This is a genomic window from Roseivivax lentus, assembly GCF_900156805.1.
In the GTDB taxonomy this organism is placed as follows: Bacteria; Pseudomonadota; Alphaproteobacteria; order Rhodobacterales; family Rhodobacteraceae; genus Roseivivax; species Roseivivax lentus.
This window is the reverse complement of the sequence record NZ_FTOQ01000001.1, coordinates 621,137-637,843: the sequence shown is the minus strand read 5'-3', so window position 1 is coordinate 637,843 and position 16,707 is coordinate 621,137. Positions and strand designations below refer to the sequence as shown.

The following is a 16,707-nucleotide window of genomic DNA, read 5'->3' as shown; positions in this document are numbered from 1 at the left end:
CTCAATAGAAAGCGCGGCCCTGACGCGAATTCGCCGTCCGGCGGGTGGCCCGGGACGGGTTGTGCCGCGTTTCGATGCGCCGCGACCGGCCCCCGGGCGTCACCGCGCGTGGGGCGCATGGCGCAGCGGCGGGTTCTGCGGGTTGGGCGCGTCGGGGCAAAGGCCAACGCAGTGATGCGAGACGAAACGCGCCACGGCCTCGAATTCGGCGCGCGTGCCGGCATTCGCCGCCTGGATGCGCGCGACCGCCGCCGCCACGTCCGCCCGCAGCTTGTCGAAGTCGAACCCGGTGAAGCGCCGGTCGCGCAGCACCATGCGGCCGCCGATCATGACCGCTGAGACGGCGCTCGAATCCTCGCAGTTCACCACCTGGTTCGCGGGGTTGTTCAGCGGCACGTAATTGACGCTGGCAAGATCCAGAAGGACCATGTCTGCCTTGTAGCCCGGCGCGATCCGCCCGATGGCATCGCCCATGCCCAGCGCCTGCGCGCTGCCCGCAGTCGCCATTTCCAGCACCTCCCAGGTGCCGAACCAGGTCTCCGGCGGCTTGGTCACGACGCGCGAGACGAAGGCGGCCATGCGCATCGCCTCGAACATGTTCTGGTTGTCCGACGATCCCGACCCGTCCGTGCCGATCCCGACGCAGAGCCCCGCATCGCGCATGGCGCGCACCCGCGCGATCCCCGATCCGAGCCGCAGGTTACTGCCCGGGTTATGGGCGACGCTGGCGCCCCTCTCGGCCATCATCGCCATGTCCGCATCGGTCAGCCAGACGCCGTGGGCCGCGGTGAAGCGCGCATCGATCAGCCCCAGCGCATCGAGCCGCGCGGCCAGCGTCGTCTCGTAACGCCGGGCCGCGGACACCGCCTGAACGGGCGATTCCGCGAGATGCATCTGGATGCCCAGCCCGTGATCGCGGGCGAGGTCGCGGCAGCCCCGCAGGAAATCGTCGGTGCACATCAGCGGGATGGTGGGCCCGAGCGCTGGGCGCACCGCGTCCAGATCGAAGGCCCAGCTCTCGACGATGCGGCGGCACTGGGCGAGATGCGTGTCGAAGGGTGCGGCCTCCATCGCGGCGATGCGGTCGCGATGCGGCGCGGGCAGCAGGTCCATCAGCCCCGGGATCGACCGGAAGAACGGGATGTCGGCCATCATCGGCGCGATCACCGCGCGCATGCCCACGTCGCGGTAGCCCGCGCCGATGGCCGCGATCCCTTCGGGCGTGGCGGTCGGGAACTCGAAGAACATGTCATAGGCGGCGGTGCAGCCCTTGAGCACCATCTCGGCGGCGTTCAGCCGCGCCGCGATCCGCTTGTCCTCATGGGTGAAGCCGCCACCGGTCCAGGGCGCCGCGTTGAGCAGCAGCTCCAGCGACCAGCGATCCCCGAGCCCCTTGGCCAGCGCGCCGTGCCCATGCGTGTGGGCGTTGACGAGACCGGGCAGGATCAGCCGCCCGCTGGCATCCTCGACTGTCGCCCCCTCGGGGGCGGCCATGCCCGGCGCGCCGATCTCGCGGATCGTGTCGCCCTCGATCAGGATATCCGCCGGGTAGCTGTCCTGCCTGCCGATATCGAGCAGGAGCCCGCCGCGCAGCACGGTGAAATCACCGGTCATTCCCGCCTCCTAATGCGCCGCCATGTGGCGGCCGATCTCCTGCAGCGAGGCCGCCGCGCGCGGCGTCTCGTGCACCAGCCGACCCTGCGACATCACCGCGATCCGATCCGACAATTCGAGGATCTCGTCGAGATCCTCGCTGATCAGAAGCACCGCCGCGCCGTCGTCGCGGGCGGCGAGAATGCGGCTGCGGATCTCGGCCACGGCCTTCAGGTCGAGCCCGAAACAGGGATTCTGCACGATCAGCACGCGCACCCCCTCGGAGAGCTCGCGCGCCAGAACCGTGCGCTGCACGTTGCCGCCCGAAAGCGTGCCGATGAGGGCGTCCGGCCCTTGGGTCTTCACGTGAAACCGCGCGATCAGCTCTTCGCCATGGCTGCGGATCGCCGCCCGGTCGAGCCAGAAACCCCAGCGCGAGAACGGCGGCTCGTCATAGCTGCGCAGCGACAGGTTCTCGGCCACGGACATGGCCCGCACGCAGGCATTGCGCAGCGGATCCTCGGGCAGCAGCCGGATCTTCAGGTCGCGCATCTCAGCGCGCGTCCGGTGGAAGGGCTTACCGTCGACCGTGATCGCCCCGCCGGTCGCATCGCGCTGCCCCGCCAGCGCCTCGACGAGTTCGGTCTGGCCGTTGCCCGACACGCCCGCGATGCCAAGAACCTCGCCCGCGCGCACCGCAAGGCCGAGATCCCGCACGGCGGTTACGCCCCGGTCGTTGTCCACCGACAGCCCGTCGATGCGCAGAACCTCCGCGCCCGTCACGTGCTCCGCCCCGGCGCGCTCGGTGGCGGGCGGGGCCTCGCCGACCATCATCCGCACCATGTCCGCACGCCCGAGATCCGACACCTGCCCCTGCCCCACGCGCTTGCCGCCGCGCAGCACCGTCACCTCGTCGGCATAGGTCTCGACCTCGCGCAACTTGTGCGAGATCAGCACCACCGAAATCCGGCCCTCCCGCGCCAGATCACGCATGAGCCCGAGGATCTGGTCGGCCTCGTCCGGGGTCAGCACGCTGGTGGGCTCGTCGAGGATCAGGAACCGGCTGCCGAGATGCAGCTGCTTGAGGATCTCGAGCTTCTGCTTCTCGCCCGCCGATAGACCCGAGACGACGCGGTCGAGATCGAGCCGGAAGGGCATCGAGTCCATGAACTCCCGCAGCGCCTTGCGCCGGTTGGGCCAGTCGATCACGGCGGGCATGTCTTCCTCGCCCAGAACAAGGTTCTCGGCGACACTCATGCTCGGGACCAGTGTGAAATGCTGGTAGACCATGCCGAGCCCCAGCTTCTGCGCCTCGCGCGGATTGCTCAGGCGCATTTCGGCACCATCCACACGGATCTGCCCGCCATCGGCGCGATAGGTGCCCATCAGGCATTTGACGAGCGTGCTTTTGCCCGCGCCGTTCTCGCCCAGAAGGGCATGCACGGTGCCGGGCCGCACGGTCAGCGAGACCGCATCGAGCGCGGTCAGCGCGCCGAAACGCTTGGTCAGATCGGTGATCGCGACCTCGGGCGGGGCCAGAGGCGAGATGCGGGCGAGGCTGGAGGCGTGTTTCATCGGCTGATCGACACCTCTCCCGGGGCGCCTGCCAGCGCGTGCTGGCGGGACGAGCTGTAGATCAGAAGGCCGAGCGTCAGGAAATAGGGCGCCGCCCCGTAAAGGTAGTAATTTGCGGTGATGCCCACCGTCTGCAGCGCCGGGCCAAGCGCGGTCGCGCCACCGAAAAGCAAAGAGGCATAGAAACAGCGGATCGGGTCCCAGCGCGCGAAGATAACCAGCGTCACCGCCATCAGGCCCTGACCGCTCGACAGGCCCTCGTTCCAGGTGCCCGGGAAATAAAGCGACAGGTAGGACCCGCCTATGCCCGACAGAAACCCGCCCGCGACCGTGCCCGCGATCCGCACCCGGTTGACCCGGTAGCCCAGCGCCTCGGCCGCCTCGGAACTGTCGCCCACGGTGCGCAGCACGAGGCCCCAGCGGGTATTCCTGAGCCCCCAGGCGATGAAGAGCGCAAGCGCGAGGCCCACCAGAAACAGCACGTTGATCTCGAGCGCGGAGCGGATCTGCGGCACGTCGCTCCAGCCCCCGAGCGAGATTGAGGGCAGACGCGGGGCCGAGGGATTGATGAAGGCCTTGCCCAGAAAGAACGCAAGGCCCGTGCCGAAGATGAAAAGCGCGATGCCGACGGCGATGTCGTTCACCCGCGGCAGGCTGCAGATCAGCCCGTGCACCAGCGACAGCATCGCCCCCGCGCAGCCTGCGACCAGCACGCCGAACCATGGCTCGCCGGTCAGGACGGCGGTGGCGTAGCCGGTCATCGCGCCCATCACCAGCACGCCTTCGAGGCCGAGATTCACCCGCCCGCCCTTCTCGGTCAGCGTCTCGCCGAGGCTCACGAAGAGATAGGGCGTCGAGACCCGGATCGCCCCGCCGAGGATCGCCACCAGAACGCTGAGCCAGCCTGCATCGCCTTCCATCACGCGCCCGCCTTCTGTTTGGGCTGCAGGAAGCCGATGCGCCCGTAACAGGCATTCGAGGCCAGGACGATCATGAACAGAATCCCCTGCAGCACCTGCGTCGTGGCATCGGGCAGATCGAAGCGGCGCTGAAGCAGGCCGCCGCTTGCGGTGATGCCGCCCAGAAGGATCGCCATGAGGATGATCGCGGCCGGGTTCTGCCGCGCGAGGAAGGCCACCAGGATGCCCGCATAGCCGAAACCGACGGCGAGGGATTCGCTGGCAAAACCGTGCACGGCCATGATCTCGAACCCGCCGGCAAGACCTGCCGCGGCACCGCCCGCAAAGCAGCACAGGATCACCATGCGGTCGATGGGCAGCCCCGCCACCTGCGCCGCGCGCTGGTTGCCGCCGAGGATGTCGACACCGAAGCCGAACGACGTGCGCCGCATCACCACGTAGAGGACCAGGCAGGCGATGACGCCGACGCCGAGGCCCCAATGCACGTCGATGAACGGCATCTCGCCCACGCGCAGGCTGTCGGGGATCGACCAGCTCGAGGTTTTCAGCACCCGCTCGTAATCGCGGATCGGCCCGGAGATCAGGTGATACATGACCGCGATGGCGATGTAGTTGAGAAGCAGCGTCGAGATCGTCTCGTTCACCCCGCGCCGTTGCCGCAACGCCCCCGCCGCCCCGATCCAGGCCCCGCCGGCGATGGCCGCGGAGAGGCCCACAAGCGTGATGCCGAGCCAGGCCGGCAGCCCGCCGAGCGTCACGCCGACGAGAACCGCCGCCAGCGCCCCCACCACCAGCGCGCCTTCGCCGCCGATCACCAAGAGGCCCGCGCGCGCCGGGATGGCCGTGCAGAGCGCCGTCAGCATCAGCGGCGCGGCATTGGTCAGCGTGCTCTCGATCGAGATCATGCGCGCGAAGGAGCCCAGCCAGAGCACGTAATAGACATCCCACGGATTATGCCCGAGGAAGGTCACGTAAACCCCGAACAGGGCGAGCGTGAGGAGGAAGGCGGCCACGTTGATCGTGACCGCTTCGCGGCTTTGAGCGATGGCGACGGGGGTCATGGGGTCTGTCTCGGCCCGCTCAGCCGATGGCTCCCTCGACGAAGAAGTCGACACCCAGTTTGAACGGCGTGTCGGAATTGGCGATGCTCTCGCCCTCTTCGAGGATGACGTTGCCCTGATTGTCCTTCAAGGGCCCCTTGTAGAGGATCAGGCTGCCGTCGATGAAACCCTGCTTGGCGGCCATGACCTCGTCCCGGACGTCCTGCGGGACCGCAGCGCCGAAGGGGCTGAGGGCGATCATGTCCTCGGCGAAGCCGCCGCGCTTGAGGTTGGGATAGGGTTCGCCCGCGAGGAAGGCCTGCATGAATTCCGCGCCCGCCGCCCAGTTCCATTCCGCCCCGGTCAGGAAACCGTTGGGCGCGAGCGCGCCGAGGTCGGAATGGTAGCCGCAGCTGTAGACGCCGCGCTGCTCGCAGGTCTCGACCGACACTTTGGGGCTATCCACGTTGGCGATGATGACATCGCAGCCCTGGTCGATCAGCGCGTTCGTGGTCTCGGCCTCCCGCACCGGATTGTTCCAGTCCCCGGTGATGACGACGTTGCAGGTGATGTCCGGATTGACCGCCTTGGCGCCGAGGATAAAGCCGTTGGCATTGTTGTAGATGAAATAGAGCGGCTTCGAGCCGATGAAGCCCAGCTTGCCGGTCTTCGACATCCGCGCCGCCGCCATGCCGCAGAGGTAATGCGCCTCCTCGGTATAGCCGCGATAGCCCACCACGTTCTCCGGATCGCCCTCTTTCCAGATCGCGCCGATATGGGTGAAGAGCACGTCAGGATATTCCACCGCCATCTTCTTGAGGCTGTCCCAGTAGCCGAAGGAGGTGCCGAAGATCACCTTGGCCCCGTCCAGTTCGATCATCGACTGGATGACCTTCTCGACCTCGGCGGTTTCGGGCACGTTCTCCTGCTCGACCACGCTCACGCCGTCCATCGCCGCGATCTTCTGCGCCGCGTCCCAGTGGGACTGGTTCCAGCCGTAATCCTGCCGCGGGCCCACATAGATGAAGCCCACCGTGACGGCCCCCTGCGCCGCAACGAGGCTCGGCAGCGCCGCCGCGAGCGTGCCCGCGGCCACGAGATTGCCGCCGTGACGAAGAAAGCCTCTGCGGTTCATGCGTGTCTGGTCCATGATCGTCCTCCGTGTTGTCTCTGGGATCGGCCCGTTCGAGGGGCCGCATCTTCTCATCCGTCCGTGCGACGTGGCGTCCTGCATTGTGCAAGACGCGCCGGACGGCCTTTGGGGCCCATCGCGGTCACGGCGCCGCGATGAGGTATGACGCTGCGTCAAGCGCCACCAACATTTCGGGGGATGCGTTGGGCAAAGACAGGATGTATGCCGTAACTTTATGCAAAAATTGCATACAATTCTAAAAAATGGGCAGAGTTCTGCGCCGACGCATGGTCGCGCGCGGCTGCGGGCCGCCGCAGACAACGCGGCCCCGCGCCGACAACGCGGCTAGAGCCCGAAACTTCCGTATGGCAGGAAGCGGACCGGATCGCCCGGCTTGATCTCGGCGGGTCCGTCCGGCAATTCCACAAGCCCTTCGGCCCAACACAGCCCCGAGACGCGACCCGATCCTTCCGAGGCGAAAACCTCCGCCCGGCCATCCCGCATCCGCGCGCGCAGGTATTCCCGCCGCCCCGGCTTCTTGCGCTTGGAAAAGGCGGCGGGCAACTCGAAGCCTTCGGGCGCGGTCCAGCCCGCCCCGGCCAGCAGCGACAGCGCAGGGCGCGCGAAGATCAGCGTGCAGACGAAGGCCGCGACGGGATTGCCCGGCAGGCCGAAGACCGGCGCGCCCTGCCAGAGACCCAGCGCCAGCGGCCGGCCCGGTTTCAGCGCGATGCGCCATTCCTGCAACGCGCCCGCCGCGCGCAACAGTGCCGAGACGTGATCCTCGTCGCCCGCCGACGCGCCGCCCGAGGTCAGGATCACATCCGCCTCCGCCGCGGCGCGGTCGAGCGTGGCGCGCAAGCTGTCGCGGTCGTCGGGCACCCGGCCCAGATCGACGGCCTCGTGGCCCCAGCGCGCCGCGAGGCTCAGAAGCATCGGGCGGTTCGCATCGAAGATGCCGCCCGGGCCCGGACGACCGCCCGGTTCGCAAAGCTCGTCGCCGGTGGACAGGACCGCGACGCGCAGCCGCGCGCGCACCGGCAGGCGCCCGTGCCCCACCGCGGCGGCCAGCGCGAGGTCGGGCGGGCGCAGGCACTGACCCGCGCGCAGCACGACTTGGCCGGCCTCGGCATCCTCGCCCGCTTTGCGGGTATTGGCGCCCCGCCGCGTGCCCGCGCGAAAGGCAACGCGCCCGTCGCCCAGCGTGCAATCCTCGTCCAGCACCACCGTGTCGACGCCATCCGGCAGCGCCGCGCCGGTCAACACGCGCAGGGCGTGCCCGGGCGGCACGATCCCGTCGAAAGGCGCGCCTGCCGCCGCGCGGCCCGGCACCACCGGCAGATCGGCATCGCCTTCGGGCAGGCTCTCCGCCGCGAAGCCGTAGCCGTCCACCGCCGAGTTGGGATGCGGCGGGTTCGACCGCAGCGCGGGCAGGTCGCGGGCCAGCACACGGCCCTCGGCCGCGCCCAGCGCGACCTCCGTCTCGGCGGTCACCGGGTGCAGTCGGGCGCGCAGCAGCGCCAGCGCGTCATCCACCGGCGTCCAGTCCACGCCTGCGGGCAGCGCAAAACAATCGTTCGACAGCGGCGGCGGGCGCAGCGGCAGCGCGGCACGCGACAGCGCCTCCTCGTGGCCGAGGCCGAGGATCCAGCCCTCCTCGGGATCGCCCTCGCGCAGCCAGTCGTCCAGCGTGGGGTCGGGCAGCCGCGACAGCGCCCGCGCCAGAACCCGGACCTGCGTCCGGTCGTTGATCTCGCCCGGCTCGGCCTCGGCCGCGACGGTCTTGGCGATGAGCGAGGGGAAGAGTTCCGCCAGCACGATGGGGGTCTCGGGCGCCTCGAAGGGCGCGACCGACAGGTCCGCCCCGAAGCGCTGCCGCAGCCGGTGCAGGACCGGCAGACCCAGAAGCGCCTGCGAGCCGACGGAGCCCGTGGTGAAGAGCTTCCAGCAGGGCTGCGCGCGCGCGACGGCGGCCTCGGCGCCGCGTTTCTCCGGCAGCCCGTGGTCCCTCCGGTCGGTGCCGCGTTCCGGTAGATCGGGCGTCGTCTCGGCGCGGGGACAGCCCCAGAACGGCCCCACCCCGGGAAAGAGCCCGTTGAGCGCGCGCGCCACGGCGAAGCGGTTGTTGGCATTGTCGGGCCCGTCCTCGATCCGTTCATCGAGGGCGGCCCAAAGCGCCAGCGGGTCGTCCTGCCCCGTGACCGCGCGGGCAAAGCCCCGCGGATAGCCGAAGGGGAAGTCGAACCCGGCGAGCATCCGCTCGCCCGCCGCGAGGGCCTGTCCGAACGCGTCCGCGAGCCAGGTCTCGGCCTCCGCGCGGGTGCGCAGGTAGTGGCAGGCGATCTCTCCGCCCCGGGCCTCGGCTATCCAGATCGCGTCCCGCGCGGGCCTTGCGGGCGACGGCTTCGACCGCGCCGACCAGTCGACCACGACGATGCGGTCGAAGCCGGTCAAAGCCCAACCTCGGAGAGGATGAAATCCGCGATGGCGCCGGTGTCGTCGAGATCGAAGACCGGCCGCGCCAGCCCCTCGGGCAGGCTACGGGCGCTGTCGGAGGCGACGGCGCGGATCGTTTCGTCGCCGGGCGCGATCAAGGGCTGCCCGGTCTCGGCCCGGTGCGCCTCGATCTTGGGATGACGGTCGCGCTTGTAGCCCTCGACCAGCACCAGATCGACCGGCGCGAGGCGTGTCAGCAACGTCTCGAGCGCGGGCTCCTCGGCGCCGCGCAGTTCGGTCATCAGCGCGATCCGGTTGCGCGAGGATAGCAGCACCTCCCGCGCGCCCGCATCGCGGTGGCGGTAGCTGTCGCGGCCCGGATGATCGACGTCGAAGCTGTGATGGGCATGCTTGACCGTCGAGACGGAGAACCCGCGCGCGGTGAGCTCGGCGACCAGCCGCTCCACCAGCCCGGTCTTGCCGGAATTCTTCCAGCCGGTCACACCGTAAAGCCTCATGGCAGAAGCGCCTCCGCGCGCGCCAGGTCGTCCGGCGTGTTGACGTTGAAGAAAGGATCGACATCGCCGCCGGGAAACACCGCCTCGCGCCCGCCATGCCGCTCGGTCCAGAGCACGACCTTTTTCAGACCGTCCTGCAGGGCCGCACGCAGATCGTCACGCAGCGCCACCGGCCAGAGCCCGAAGGTCGGGTGGCGAATGAGGCCCGAGCGGGAGCGGCTTTTCGTCTCCGCATCGCCCGTGGTGGCGGCGAGGACCAGCGGATGGGTCATGCCCGCCGCCGCCTCCTGCAGCCGGGCCACGAGGTCGCGCGGAAAGAACGGCGTGTCGGCGGCGACGGTCACGATGGTCTCCGCGCCGGTGGCCGCGGCCCAGTCGAGCCCGGCCAGCACCCCCGCGAGCGGGCCGGGATGGTCCGCCAGCGTGTCCGGGATGACCGGCAGGCCGAGATCGGCGAACCGTGCCGGATCGCCATTGGCATTGAGCGCGATGGCGCCCACCTGCGGCCGCAGCCGCGCGAGCACCCGGTCGATCAGGCGCCCCTCGCCGAGCGGCAGGAGGCCCTTGTCGCCGCCGCCCATCCGCGTGGCGCGCCCGCCCGCGAGGATCACCCCCGGCGGCAGGGTCATGATGCGCGCTCCGCCACCACGGGCGGGGGCAGAAAATGGGTCATTTTCTGCCCGGAATTTTGCGAAAATTCCGTCACGCCGCCCCCTTGCGACGGCTCTTGCGGGCCTCGTCCGGAACGCTGCCCGGATCGGCGTCGCGGATCAGCCGGTCCTCGCCCGAAAGGCAGGTGAAGCGCTGCCCGCGCATCCGCCCGATGCAGGTCAGCCCGACCTGCCGGGCGATCTCCACCCCCCAGGCGGTGAAGCCCGAGCGCGAGGCCAGCACCGGAATGCCCATCAGCGCGGTCTTGATGACCATCTCCGAGGTCAGCCGCCCGGTCGTGTAGAGGATCTTGTCCGCCGCATCCTCGCCGTTGAGGAACATCCAGCCCGCGATCTTGTCGACCGCGTTGTGCCGCCCGACATCCTCCATGTAGACGAGCGGCCGGTCGCCGTGGCAAAGCACCGTACCGTGGATCGCGCCCGCCTCGAGATAGAGCGAGGGCGTCGTGTTGATCTTGTGCGCGAGCGCGTAGAGCCACGAGGCCCGCACCTCGGTCGCGGGCAGCGTCAGCCCTTCGAGCCCCTCCATCATGTCGCCGAAGACGGTCCCCACCGCGCACCCCGAGGTGCGCGTCTTCTTCTTCATCTTCTCCTCGAAGGTGGTGGCCGAGGCGGTGCGCACCACGACGGTCTCAAGCTCCTCGTCGAAGTCGATGCCGGTCACCGTCTCGCCATCGGCCAACATGCCCTGGTTGCGCAGGAATCCGACCGCGAGGAATTCGGGGTAATCGCCGATCGTCATCGCCGTCACGATTTCCTGACCGTTGAGATAGATGGTCAGGGGCCGCTCCTCCACCACCGGGATGGTGACCTCGGCGCCGGTCTGGTCGGTGCCGGTGACGGCGCGCGTCAGGCCCGCGCGGGCCGGGTCGGGCGCGATCAGATAGGGGCTGTCGGGCTCGGTCTGGTCGGACAATTGCACTTTCCTTCGCTGGGGACTAAGGCCCGGAGACCAGGGTGGTTCGGAGGGCAGAGTGATGGCCGACAGAGAGGCAAAGTCAAGCTATCGGCGCGGCGTCGAGGATGGCCTTCCCTTCCTTCTGGTGATCGTGCCCTTCGCCCTCCTGTTCGGGGTTCTGGCCACCGAGGCGGGGCTTTCGGTCTTCGAGGCGCTGTCCTTTTCGGTCGTGGTGATCGCGGGGGCCGCGCAATTCACCGCGCTGCAGCTGATGCAGGACCAGGCGCCCACCCTCATCGTGATCCTTTCCGCGCTGGCGATCAACCTGCGCATGGCGATGTATTCGGCCTCGATCACACCCTATCTCGGCGGCCTGCCGCTGTGGAAGCGCGCGCTCGTGGCCTATTTCCTCGTCGATCAGACCTATGCCTGCTCGATCCTAGAATACGAATTGCGGCCTGAGCAGACCCGGGCGCAGCGGTTCGCCTATTTCATGGGGGTGATGACGCCGATCTGCCCGTTCTGGTACGTGGCCACGGTCGCGGGCGCGCTTCTGGGCGAGAGCATCTCGACGGGCTACGGCCTCGATTTCGCGCTGCCCATCGCCTTCCTGGCCATGATTGGGCCGATGCTGCGCACCCCCGCGCACATGGCCGCGGCCTTCGTCGCCGTGGTGGTGTCGCTGCTGGCGGCGGGCCTGCCCTACAATCTCGGCCTGATGGTGGGCGGCATCGCCGGTATGATCGCGGGCGCCGAGACCGAACGCCGCCTCGGGCTGGAGCCCGCGTGATGATCGACACGGACACGCTCTGGACGGTGATCCTGACCCTCGGCGCGGGCAGCTTCGCGCTGCGCTTCGTCTTTCTGGGGCTGGTCGGCGACCGGCCCTTGCCGCCCTGGCTGCTGCGGCACCTGCGCTACACGGCGGTGGCGATCCTGCCGGCGCTGATCGCGCCGCTTCTGGTCTGGCCGCGCGCCACGGATGGCGAGTTCGAGCCGGTGCGCTTCACCGCGGGCATCGCCACGCTGGCCGTGGCCTATTTCACCAGGAACGTGCTGGCGGCGATGGGCACCGGTGCGGCGATCCTCGTGCTGGGGCTCGGCTTCCTCAGCTGAGCGCGTCCCCGCGGACCTGGCAGTTCCGCCGATATCCGAGGCCGACCGGATCGTGGCGCGAAAAGCAGGCCGCGCCGGACCCGCCCCGAAAAATCAGCCGCCCGGCACGGCCACCGCCTCGAAATCGGCGATGGCGGTGGATTTGTCGTCGCCGTCATTGTCGTAGACGCGCCGCGTCTCGACGCCGGGCAGGCGTTCGAAATCCTCCAACAGGCCCAGCGGAAAGAAGGTCTGACCGATGCCGTCGAAGCCCGGAAGCTGCCGCAGAAGACCGGAGGTCGCCATGGTGCAGAAGGCCTGTGCCACGCGCCCGTTCGTGCGGGCCAGCTGCAGCGCCTGCTCGGCGACCTCGGGACTGACCTCGAGGCGCTGGACGACCACGTGATAGGTCTCGCGCGCATGGGCCAGTTCGTAAAAGCGCGCGATCTCGGGCGTGACGCCGTAAAGCACATCACCCCGTTCGGCGAGGCGCGAATGCCGGACGCTGCCCGCGGGATCGAAGATCACCCGCTCGGAGGCGTTGATCATCAGGCTCGAATGCGCGCCCGCGCCGGAATTGTTCGACACCATGGTGTAGAGCGTGATGGCGGGCGGGCCGTCATGGCGATAGGCGGCCTGCGCCACGGCCTCCGGGCTGGCATCCGGCACGCCCGAGGGGTTCGTCGCGCAGCCCGCGAGGGCGGCGAGACCCAGTGCCGCCGCGACGGCGCGTATGCGGTGACCGATGGGGGCCGGATCAGCCGTTGAAGATCGCAAGCAGCACCACCGCAACAAGGATCACGATCACCGTGCGGATCGTGAAATTGACGAAACCCTCGAAGGTCTTCTCCTGCTCGGTCGTGTCCATCTCACCGTGCTTGTGCTCAGCCATCTCGGTCGTTCCTTCCCAGTGACGCGATTTGTTCGCGGGATAGCGGATTCGAAAGCGGCTGTCACGGGCACCGGAAGTCGCAGTTGACGCTTTCCGCGTCAGATCGCGCGAAAGAGCCACGCGTCGTTCTCGCCGATGCTCCGCTCCGCGCGCCCGTCATGCCAGAGGTGCAGGCAATGCGCCATCGCCTCGACCATGGCCAGCCCGTATTCCGAATCGCCGATCCGCCGCTTGAAGAGCGGTGGAAAGCAGGCGGTGGCCGGTTTCGGCACGTCGAGATGGCGATGCAGCCGGTGTAGCGCGCCGTGGTGATTGTCGATCAGCTGCCGCAGCCGCATGGGCAGGCCGGTGAAGGGCAGCTTGTGGCCGCCGAGCACGAGGTGCTCGGGCCGGGCATGATCGCTCAGCCGTTCGCAGGCCTCGATCCAGTCGCCCACCGGGTCGGCCAGCGGCTCGGTCGCGTAGACGCCGATATTGGAGCTGATCGAGGGCAGGATCTGATCGCCCGCCAGCACCAGATCGTCGTCGCGGGACCAGAGCGTGGCGTGCTCGGGCGCATGGCCGTTGCCGATGCGCACATCCCAGTCGCGCCCGCCCACGCGGATCACGTCGCCCTCCTTGATCCGCCGGTAGCCCAGCGGCAGCGGGTGCACCATGTCGGCGAAGTTGAACGGGCGCCCCGCCTCGCGTTCGGCGTAGATGCGCGGCTCCATCCCGCAATTGCGCCAGAATTCCAGCGTCTCGGGCGTGGGCACGGCCTGCTCGTCGAGGGTCAGCATCCGCGCCATCAGCATCGCCGTGCGCGTGGTCCAGAGCTCCGCGCCATGCACTTTGCGGAACCAGCCCGCCATACCCACATGGTCGGGATGGTGATGGGTCAGGATCACACGGGTGACGGGCTTGCCCGCAAGCGGACCCGCGAGGATCGCCTCCCACAGCGCGACGGAGCGGCGCGAATGCATGCCGGTATCGACCAGCGTCCAGCCCTCGCCCTCATCGAGGGCGAAGACATTGACGTGGTCGAGCGCCATGGGCAGCGGCAGGCGCAGCCACAGGATGCCCTCCGCCACCTCGAGGGCCGCGCCCTCGGCGGGCGGCTCGGCCCAGGGGTATCTTATGCCGGCGCGCGCCGCGGGGCTCATGCCGCCAGATCGTCGGGCGTGATCGCAAAGAGATCCTCCGCCCCGCTGCGGGCATGGGCGATGAGCCCGGCATGTTCGGGCAGAAGCCGGGTAATGTAGAACCGCGCGAGGCGGGCGCGGCTGCCCTCGGGCTCGGCCATCGCGGCGCGCAGGTGGTAATAGCTGCCGAGCACCCGGGCAAAGGCCATGAGGAACGGCACGGAGCCCGCGAAACGCGCGTTCATGTTGCTCTCGGCGACCAGCCATTCGACCGCCTCGCGCAGCGTCTCGGTCGCCTGCCAGACCGGGGTGGCCAGATCGGGCAGGGTCGCGCGCGCGGTCTCGGCCACTTCCTCGATCTCGTCGAGCAGCGCGAAGGCCGCCTCGCCGCCATCCATCATCTTGCGCGCCACCAGATCCATCGCCTGGATGCCATTGGTGCCTTCGTAGATCGCGGTCACGCGCACGTCGCGCAGATATTGCGCCGCGCCCGTCTCCTCGATGAAGCCCATGCCGCCATGGACCTGCACGCCGTCATCGGCGACGCGCATCCCGACCTCGGTGCCGAAGGCCTTGGCGATCGGGGTCAGCAGCGCGGCGCGCGCGTCCCAGTCCCGTTCGCCGGTGGCGCGGGCCATGTCGATCGCGGTGCCGCAGGCGAGCGTGATCGCCCGGGCCGCGAAGATGTCGGCCTTCATCGAGGCCAGCATGCGCCGCACATCGGCGTGATCGACGATGCTGGCGGTCGCGCCCTGCTTGCGGTCCATCGCATAGGCCAACGCGTGCTGATAGGCGCCCTCGGCGATGCCGACGCCCTGCGCGCCGACGCCGAGCCGCGCGTTGTTCATCATCGTGAACATCGCCTTCATGCCCGCGCCCTCGGCACCGACGAGCCAGCCCGTCGCGCGGTCGTATTCCATCACCGCCGTGGGCGAGCCGTGGATGCCCATCTTCTCCTCGAGGGAGACGACGCGCAGGGAATTGGCCGCGCCGAGCGTGCCGTCCTCGTCGGGGATGTATTTCGGCACGAGGAACAGGCTCAGACCCTTGGTGCCCTCGGGCGCGCCGGGCAAACGCGCTAGGACGAGATGGCAGACATTCTCGGCCACGTCGTGATCGCCCCAGGAGATGTAGATCTTCTGCCCCGACACCGCGTAGGAGCCGTCGCCGTTGGGCTCGGCCTTGGCGCGTGCGGCGCCCACATCCGATCCCGCCTGCGGTTCGGTGAGGTTCATCGTGCCGGTCCATTCGCCCGAGATCAGCTTGGGCAGGTAGAGCGCCTTCTGCGCGTCCGATCCATGCGCCTCGATCGCATCGATCTGGCCCTGGCTCAGAAGCGGGCAGAGCTGCAGCGACAGGTTCGCCGCCGACAGCATGTCGTTGACCGCGGTGGCGATGGCCTGCGGCAGGCCCATCCCGCCATGCTCGGGCGAGGCGGCGATGGCCACCCAGCCGCCTTCGGCGATCTGTTGATAGGCTTCCTTGAACCCGGGCGAGGTGCGCACGACCCCGTTCTCCAGAACCGCCGGATGCGTATCGCCCGCGCGGCGTGTGGGGGCCACCACCTCGTCGCAGAGCTTGCCGGCCTCGGTCAGGATCGCCTCGATCACGTCGGGCGTCGCATCGGCGTAAAGCTCGGTCTCGGTGGCCCGGGCGAGGTCGACCACGTGATCGAACAGGAAACGGAAATCGGAAACAGGAGAGGTATAGGGCATTGGGTCCTCGTGGGCATCTTGGCAATCGGGTCCGGTTGACGTACCACCGCGCCCTATCCAAGCGCGGGCACCCGATGCCTGCTGAGCCGAAAGTGTCGTGCCGGGCCGGAACGGGCAACCGAAACGCGGCGTCACGAGAAGAGCGGAACGCAGAGTGACGATACGTCTAACGCCCGCCGACGCCGATATTGCCCGCGCCGTGGAGATCTGGCGCGCGGGCGGACGCGTCGCCTTTCCGACCGAAACGGTCTACGGGCTGGGTGCCGATGCGGCCTCCGATATCGCCGTGGCGCGCATCTTCGAGGCCAAGGACCGGCCCAGCTTCAATCCCCTGATCGTGCACGTGGCGACGCTGGAGCAGGCCCGCGAACTCGCGGTCTGGTCGGAGACGGCGGAGGCGCTGGCGGCGGCGTTCTGGCCCGGCCCGCTGACGCTGGTGCTGCCGCTGAGGCCCGGCGCGCGGGTCTCCTCGCTGGTCACGGCGGGGCTCGACAGCGTCGGCATCCGCATGCCCGCCCATCCCGTCGCGCGCCAGCTTCTGCGCGCGTTCGGCGGCGGCATCGCCGCGCCCTCGGCAAACCGGTCGGGCCGGATCAGCCCGACGCGGGCCGCGCATGTGCTGGCCACGCTCAACGGGCGGATCGAGGCGGTGGTCGATGGCGGGCCGTCCGATGTGGGTCTCGAATCGACCATCCTCGGGCTCACGGGCCGGCCCACGCTGCTGCGCCCCGGCGGCATCGCCATCGAGTCGCTCTCCGAGGTGCTGGGCACCCGCGTCTCGCGACGCCACGATACCGAGGCGATCTCGGCGCCCGGGCAGACGCCCTCGCATTACGCCCCGCGCGCGGCGATGCGGCTCAACGCGGCGGAATGGGAAGAGGGCGAGGCCACGCTCGGTTTCGGGCCGATGCCCTGCGATCTGAACCTGTCGGAGCGCGAGGATCTGACCGAGGCCGCCGCGAACCTCTTTGCGCATCTGCACGCGCTGGATGCGATGGGCCGACCGGTGATCGCCGTCGCCCCGGTGCCGCATCGGGGCCTCGGCATCGCGATCAACGACCGGCTCAGCCGCGCCGCCGCACCGCGCTGAGTCTTCGGTCG

General features: G+C 69.2%; 16 protein-coding genes. 3 read left to right on the top strand and 13 right to left on the bottom strand.

Annotated features, from left to right (window positions below):
• Positions 1-99: 99 nt before the first annotated feature.
• The 9 genes from BW990_RS02985 to BW990_RS02945 all read right to left on the bottom strand — a co-directional run bounded on the left by BW990_RS02985 (position 100) and on the right by BW990_RS02945 (position 10,807).
• Complete coding sequence (locus tag BW990_RS02985; protein ID WP_076444819.1) at positions 100-1,614, bottom strand: amidohydrolase family protein; 1,515 nt, start codon at positions 1,612-1,614, stop codon at positions 100-102.
• A 9-nt stretch (positions 1,615-1,623) separates the two neighbouring features.
• A complete protein-coding gene (locus BW990_RS02980) occupies positions 1,624-3,168 on the bottom strand; it encodes an ABC transporter ATP-binding protein (RefSeq protein WP_083950443.1) in 1,545 nt (514 codons plus the stop codon).
• Positions 3,165-4,088, bottom strand: coding sequence for an ABC transporter permease (locus BW990_RS02975; protein WP_076444817.1), 924 nt, complete (start codon positions 4,086-4,088; stop codon positions 3,165-3,167). Before BW990_RS02975 ends, BW990_RS02980 begins: the two co-directional genes overlap by 4 nt.
• Positions 4,088-5,149 carry an ABC transporter permease gene (locus tag BW990_RS02970; RefSeq protein WP_076444815.1) on the bottom strand — a complete coding sequence of 354 codons (1,062 nt, stop codon included), beginning with the start codon at positions 5,147-5,149 and terminating at the stop codon, positions 4,088-4,090. The genes BW990_RS02975 and BW990_RS02970 overlap by 1 nt, the downstream gene beginning before the upstream one ends.
• A 19-nt stretch (positions 5,150-5,168) precedes the next feature.
• Positions 5,169-6,278, bottom strand: coding sequence for a BMP family ABC transporter substrate-binding protein (locus BW990_RS02965; protein WP_076444812.1), 1,110 nt, complete (start codon positions 6,276-6,278; stop codon positions 5,169-5,171).
• A gap of 327 nt (positions 6,279-6,605) precedes the next feature.
• The gene (locus tag BW990_RS02960; RefSeq protein WP_076444809.1) at positions 6,606-8,714 is read right to left on the bottom strand and encodes a molybdopterin-binding protein; all 2,109 of its coding nucleotides are present in this window, start codon (positions 8,712-8,714) and stop codon (positions 6,606-6,608) included.
• Positions 8,711-9,214, bottom strand: coding sequence for a molybdopterin-guanine dinucleotide biosynthesis protein B (mobB, locus tag BW990_RS02955; RefSeq protein ID WP_076444806.1), 504 nt, complete (start codon positions 9,212-9,214; stop codon positions 8,711-8,713). Before mobB ends, BW990_RS02960 begins: the two co-directional genes overlap by 4 nt.
• A complete protein-coding gene (gene mobA / locus BW990_RS02950; protein ID WP_076444804.1) occupies positions 9,211-9,843 on the bottom strand; it encodes a molybdenum cofactor guanylyltransferase MobA in 633 nt (210 codons plus the stop codon). The genes mobB and mobA overlap by 4 nt, the downstream gene beginning before the upstream one ends.
• 73 nt (positions 9,844-9,916) lie before the next feature.
• Positions 9,917-10,807 carry a formate dehydrogenase accessory sulfurtransferase FdhD gene (locus BW990_RS02945; protein ID WP_076444802.1) on the bottom strand — a complete coding sequence of 297 codons (891 nt, stop codon included), beginning with the start codon at positions 10,805-10,807 and terminating at the stop codon, positions 9,917-9,919.
• Positions 10,808-10,862: 55 nt separating this feature from the next.
• On the opposite strand from BW990_RS02945, the gene BW990_RS02940 reads away from it, so the two are divergent.
• Together BW990_RS02940 and BW990_RS02935 are read left to right on the top strand one after the other, a co-directional pair.
• A complete protein-coding gene (locus BW990_RS02940; RefSeq protein ID WP_076444800.1) occupies positions 10,863-11,573 on the top strand; it encodes an AzlC family ABC transporter permease in 711 nt (236 codons plus the stop codon).
• Positions 11,573-11,899: an AzlD domain-containing protein gene (locus tag BW990_RS02935; protein WP_076444798.1), complete on the top strand. Its 327-nt coding sequence runs from the start codon at positions 11,573-11,575 to the stop codon at positions 11,897-11,899. The genes BW990_RS02940 and BW990_RS02935 overlap by 1 nt, the downstream gene beginning before the upstream one ends.
• Before the next feature lie 93 nt (positions 11,900-11,992).
• Here BW990_RS02935 and BW990_RS02930 read toward each other — a convergent pair whose 3' ends face one another.
• The 4 genes from BW990_RS02930 to BW990_RS02915 form a co-directional block, all read right to left on the bottom strand.
• Entirely contained in the window at positions 11,993-12,655 is a 663-nt protein-coding gene (locus BW990_RS02930) for a hypothetical protein (RefSeq protein WP_327213816.1), read from the bottom strand.
• Positions 12,636-12,770: an aa3-type cytochrome c oxidase subunit IV gene (locus tag BW990_RS02925; protein ID WP_076444796.1), complete on the bottom strand. Its 135-nt coding sequence runs from the start codon at positions 12,768-12,770 to the stop codon at positions 12,636-12,638. The genes BW990_RS02930 and BW990_RS02925 overlap by 20 nt, the downstream gene beginning before the upstream one ends.
• A gap of 98 nt (positions 12,771-12,868) precedes the next feature.
• On the bottom strand, positions 12,869-13,912 hold the full coding sequence (locus BW990_RS02920) for an MBL fold metallo-hydrolase (RefSeq protein WP_076444794.1): 1,044 nt from the start codon (positions 13,910-13,912) through the stop codon (positions 12,869-12,871).
• Entirely contained in the window at positions 13,909-15,606 is a 1,698-nt protein-coding gene (locus BW990_RS02915) for an acyl-CoA dehydrogenase (RefSeq protein ID WP_076444792.1), read from the bottom strand. The genes BW990_RS02920 and BW990_RS02915 overlap by 4 nt, the downstream gene beginning before the upstream one ends.
• 154 nt (positions 15,607-15,760) lie before the next feature.
• On the opposite strand from BW990_RS02915, the gene BW990_RS02910 reads away from it, so the two are divergent.
• A complete protein-coding gene (locus BW990_RS02910; RefSeq protein WP_076444790.1) occupies positions 15,761-16,696 on the top strand; it encodes an L-threonylcarbamoyladenylate synthase in 936 nt (311 codons plus the stop codon).
• Positions 16,697-16,707 lie beyond the last annotated feature (11 nt).